The sequence below is a fragment of the Ensifer sp. ZNC0028 genome, assembly GCF_000799055.1.
GTDB lineage: Bacteria > Pseudomonadota > Alphaproteobacteria > Rhizobiales > Rhizobiaceae > Ensifer.
In genome coordinates this window covers 1-4961 of sequence record NZ_JTLA01000192.1, presented here as the reverse complement: position 1 = coordinate 4961, position 4961 = coordinate 1, and the positions used below count along the sequence as shown (strand labels likewise).

The 4961-nt window shown below is 66.6% G+C and carries 5 protein-coding genes; 1 reads left to right on the top strand and 4 read right to left on the bottom strand.

Annotation, left to right across the window (positions count from 1 at the left end):
- Window positions 1-193 precede the first annotated feature (193 nt).
- From L981_RS32390 to L981_RS32375, 4 genes are all read right to left on the bottom strand, one after another.
- A complete protein-coding gene (locus tag L981_RS32390) occupies window positions 194-856 on the bottom strand; it encodes a peroxiredoxin (RefSeq protein ID WP_043626719.1) in 663 nt (220 codons plus the stop codon).
- 337 nt (window positions 857-1193) lie between these two features.
- Window positions 1194-2177, bottom strand: coding sequence for a threo-3-hydroxy-L-aspartate ammonia-lyase (locus L981_RS32385; RefSeq protein WP_043626713.1), 984 nt, complete (start codon window positions 2175-2177; stop codon window positions 1194-1196).
- 63 nt (window positions 2178-2240) lie between these two features.
- On the bottom strand, window positions 2241-2828 hold the full coding sequence (locus tag L981_RS32380) for a hypothetical protein (RefSeq protein ID WP_052202139.1): 588 nt from the start codon (window positions 2826-2828) through the stop codon (window positions 2241-2243).
- Window positions 2829-2954: 126 nt separating this feature from the next.
- Window positions 2955-4472: a PLP-dependent aminotransferase family protein gene (locus L981_RS32375; protein ID WP_197067220.1), complete on the bottom strand. Its 1518-nt coding sequence runs from the start codon at window positions 4470-4472 to the stop codon at window positions 2955-2957.
- Between the two features lie 87 nt (window positions 4473-4559).
- Between L981_RS32375 and L981_RS32370 the strand changes: the two genes are divergently transcribed.
- Window positions 4560-4961: FMN-binding negative transcriptional regulator (locus tag L981_RS32370; RefSeq protein WP_043626711.1), on the top strand; the 402-nt coding region annotated here is incomplete at its 3' end.

Sequence of the window (4961 nt, the reverse complement as noted above, 5' to 3'; positions counted from 1 at the left end):
CGCATGCGGGGAGAAGGTGCCGGCAGGCGGATGAGGGGTAGTCCCCTCACCGCGGGATGAGGGGCAGCCCCCTCACCGCGGGATGAGGGGCAGTCCCCTCGCCGCGGAGTGCGAAGAAACCCCTCACCCCAGCGACGAAGGACGAACCTTCAGCGTGGGCGCTTCCGCGCCCTGGCGAAACCTCAGCCCCGCCTCAGCCCTTCGGCTGCGGCACGATGCGGATATAGGGCTTCGGGGCCTTCCAGCCCTCGGGATAGACCTTGCGGGCATCCTCGTCGCTGACCGAGCCGGCGATGATCACGTCGTCGCCCTGCTGCCAGTTCACCGGCGTCGCCACCTTGTGCTTGGCCGTCAGTTGCAGCGAGTCGATGACGCGCAGCACTTCGTCGAAGTTGCGGCCCGTCGTCATCGGATAGATGAGGATCAGCTTGATCTTCTTGTCGGGGCCGACGACGAAGACGTTGCGCACCGTCTGGTTGTCGGCGGGCGTGCGCTTCGTCGGATCGCCGGAAACCGGCGCCGGCAGCATGCCGTAGAGCTTCGAGACGGTGTAGTCGACGTCGGCGATCATCGGGAAGTTCGGCGCGTGGCCCTGTGTCTCCTCGATATCGGCGGCCCAGCCGGCATGGCGGTCGAGCGGATCGACCGAAAGGCCGATGATCTTGACGCCGCGCCGGTCGAATTCCGGCTTGATGCGCGCCATGTAGCCGAGCTCCGTGGTGCAGACGGGCGTAAAGTCCTTCGGGTGCGAAAACAGCACCGCCCAGGAGTCGCCGATCCAGTCGTGAAACCGGATCGTGCCGTCGGTCGTCCCGACCTCGAAGTCCGGTGCGAGGTCATTGATTGCAAGCGTCACGATACCCTCCAGTTGTGTATGCACCGCGCCCATCCGGAGCGGTGGCAGCGCTTAGATTTTTGGCAACGCGGCGCGTCCGCCGGGGCGTTGGCTGGTCCGCTGTAAGTCTCCGGTTTCTTCCATTTCCACGCTCCGCCCTGAAATGGCAGGAGGAAATATTTCTTGGAATATCAAATTGTTACAGTAACCGTTGCAAGCCCGTTCGGATGCCCGTCGCAATTGGCGCGACGCCCAGTTTGCCACTTTTGCCGTTTAAGGCAACCGGAAAGACGGGCAATTGCAACGCCCCGCCCATGACACCGCTTGGTTGGTCGTCGGCCATCTATGCGCGGCGGATCTACCGCAGCAGCGCCCCATAGGTGGCCAGATCGACATTGCCGCCGCTGAGGACGATGCCGACGCGCTTGCCGGCGCAGGCAAGCACCCCTTCGAGCACGGCGGCCGCCGCCAGGCAGCCGGTCGGCTCGACCACGATCTTCATCCGCTCGCCGAAGAAACGCATGGTTTCGACCAGCTGTGCGTCGCTCACCGTGACGATGTCGGCGACCGCGCGCTGGATGATTGGAAAGTTGTGGACGCCGATGCTGGGGGTCAGCGCGCCGTCGGCGATTGACTTCGGGATGGCGATTTCGACGATCCGGCCCTGGCGCAGCGACTGCTGGCCGTCGTTGCCGGCCTCGGGCTCGACGCCGACGATGGTCGCGCCGGGCGAGCGCTCCCGGGCGGCGAGTGCCGTGCCGCCAAGCAGCCCGCCGCCGCCGAGTGGCGTGACGATCAGGTCGAGCTCGCCCACCTCCTCGATCAGTTCGAGAATTGCCGTGCCCTGGCCCGCGATCACATCGGGATGGTCGAAGGGCGGGATCAGCACGGCGCCGCGCTCGGCCGCCAGCTTGGCGCTGATCGCCGAGCGGTCTTCCTTGTAGCGGTCGTAGAAGACGACGTCGGCGCCATAGCCGCGCGTGGCCGCCACCTTCATGTCGGGCGCATCCGCGGGCATGACGATCGTCGCTGCCACACCCTGCAGGCGCGCGGCATAGGCGATCGCCTGGGCATGGTTGCCGGAGGAAAAGGCGACGACGCCCTGCCTCGATCCCTTTTCCCTGAGCGCAGCAATGGCGTTATAGGCGCCGCGGAACTTGAAGGCGCCGCCGCGCTGGAAGTTTTCCGCCTTGAAGAATAGCCGGGCGCCGGTGGCGGCGTCCGCCGTGCGCGAGGTCAGGACCGGCGTTCGGTGCGCGACGCCGGCGATCCGGTTTCGGGCCAACTGCACGTCGTCGAATGTCGGAATACGCACTGCCTCGTCCGCCGCTGAAACTGCCATCGAGTCTCTCCCCTGAGCCTGCTTTCCGAAGGCTAGTAAAGACCGCCATGCAAGGCAAGGACGTCAGCCGCGTCCCCCATTTTTGGACACCTGTCCATCGTGGGCCGGGACCGTGCGGTAGTGGTCGACGGCGAAGCTGAAGAGCACCTTGAGCATGAAGAGGCCCGAGACCGCCATCATCGCCGGCGTCAGACCGGGCAGAAGCGGCAGGCCGGCAAAGCCGACCGCAAGCAGCAATCCGCCGACGAAGGTCTGCGCGCCCTGCCCCGCCAGCCGGTTGACGAGCGCGGCCGCTGCGATCGTATAGGCCCAGACGATGACCCCCGCCGCGATCCCGCTGCCGACAAGCAACGCGACGAGAACGATGTGGAAATGGATGGCGATGAAGACCCAGCGGTTGCGCGGCCGGGCTGCGTAAAAATCATTGGTCGACGGCGTGAAATTGGCGACGCAGCCGGCGGCAATGTCGAGCACGAGAACAAGCGCCACCGCCGCCCGCCACCAGGCAAGATCGGCAAGCAGCGGCCCCGCCGACAGCGTAAAGACGGCGGAAACGGCGGCACCGAACAGCAGAATGGCGGCGAGATAGGCAACCGGCTGCTCTTCGCCGAAAACGTCGTGCAGGTGGGGATGGATGCGAAGAGATCTCATGGAAATCGCCTGGGCCAACGCGGAATGGCCGCCACTATGAAGGCACGTTGGCCGGGCGCAAGCGGCTAACCGTAACGTACCGCCGCGATGCCAACCCTTACGGGCTCCACATCGCCCGCTCCAAGCCTATGACAGCTTCGCGTCCGCGTTCTCGTTGTCCCAGGACCGCAACGCCTGCGCAAGGGCCGCCACCCCCTTGCCGATCTCCGCCGCCTCCAGGCTCGCATAGCCCATGACGATGCCGGCCCGGTCCGGCCGGTGGTCGGCCTCACCCGCCGCATAGAGCGGCGAAACCGGATAAAGGCCGATGCCAGCCGCGCGTGCCCGCGTGATCAGCGCGTCTTCCTGCGCCTTTTCCAGCTGTTCGAACCAGACGACCACATGCAGGCCGGCATCGGCGCCGGAGATGCTCACCGCGTCGCCGAGCTCCGCCTTGAGCGCCGTCAACAGCGCCTCGCGCCGGCGGCCATTGTTGCGCCGGCTTCGGCGGATGTGGCGCTCATAGGCGCCGCCTGCAATCATCGCCGCCAGTGCCTCCTGCTCGAGGCTTGGCGAATGGCGGTCGATCAGCTGCTTGGCGGCGGCAAAGGCCGGGACGAGCGCCGGCGGCACGACGAGATAGCCAAGCCGCAGCATCGGCGACAGGCTCTTGGAAATCGTGCCGAGATAAAGCACGTTTTCCGCCTGCGCCATGGTCTGAAGCGGTGGGATCGGCCGGATGTCATAGCGATATTCGCCATCGTAATCGTCTTCGAGCACGTAGGCTCCGGTCCGCCTCGACCACGCCAGAAGCTCCTGGCGCCGCCGCGCCGACAGCACGCTGCCGAGCGGGAACTGATGCGAGGGCGTGACATAGGCGAGCCTGGCGTCGGCCGATTGTTCGAGGATATCGGTCCGCAGCCCCTCCGCATCGACGGCGACGGGAACCACCTGCGCGCCGGAAGCCGCAAAGACCCGGCGCGCCATCACATAGCCCGGATCCTCCATCGCCACCCGGTCGCCGGCGTCGACAAGCACGCGTGCCGCAAGGTCCAACCCCTGCTGCGAGCCGTTGACGACGATGATCTGATCCGGATCGCAACTGAGCCCCCGCGCCCGCCAGAGATAGGCCTGCAGGGCCATGCGCAGGGCAGACGAGCCGGCGGGATGATCATAGGCAAGTCGCGGCTTTCGCCGGCGGAGCGCGGCGTTGACCGCCTGTCGCCACGCCTCCTGTGGAAAATCCGCGGCCGACAGGTCGCCATAGCGAAAATCGGCAATCAGCCCCGAAGAAACCGGCGGCATCCAGGTCGGCCCGTCGCAAAGGGCTGCCCCCAGGCGCGACAGGCGAGCCGCCGCCGCACCCTCCTCCCGATGCTTTTGGCGCGCAGGATGCCCGGGCGCGGCCACCGGGCCGAGGCCTTGCCGGGCCGCAAGCAAGGCGACCCGCGAGCGCGCGCCCTGGCGGCTTTCCAGATACCCCTCGGACAGAAGCTGCTCATAGGCGGCCGTCACCGTCGTGCGCGAAACGCCAAGTTCGGCGGCGAGCGCCCGCGTCGACGGCAGCAGCGCCTCGGCGCCATAGGTGCCGTCAAGGACCTGTGCCTTCAGCGCCTCATAGATCCGCCGGGCGGTCCCGACCGTCGCTTCGTCTTTCACTGTCACGAACTGGCCCACGCATTTACACGGAAACTGGATGTTCTGGTCCGTCCAGTTTGCCTCTATCACGGGACAAGCACAAGGAGCGAGATCATGTACACACCGCCCGCCTTCAAGGAAGAATCGCTGAGCGTGTTGCACGACATCATCGAGGCCGCTTCGCTCTCGACCCTCGTCACCGCCACGGCCGATGGGCTGCTTGCGACCCCGCTGCCGCTGCTGCTTGTTCGCGACGAGGGGCCGAACGGCACGCTCTACGGCCACGTCGCCCGCGCCAATCCGCAGGGAACGACGCCGGCGATCGGCGCGGCCATGGCGACCTTCATGGGGCCGGACGCCTATGTCACGCCCTCCTGGTACGCCTCCAAGCGCGAACACGGCAAGGTCGTGCCGACCTGGAACTATGTTGCCGTGCACGCCTATGGCGCGGCCGAGTTCTTCACCGACGAGGACCGGCTGCTCGACATCGTCACGCGCCTCACCAACCGGCATGAG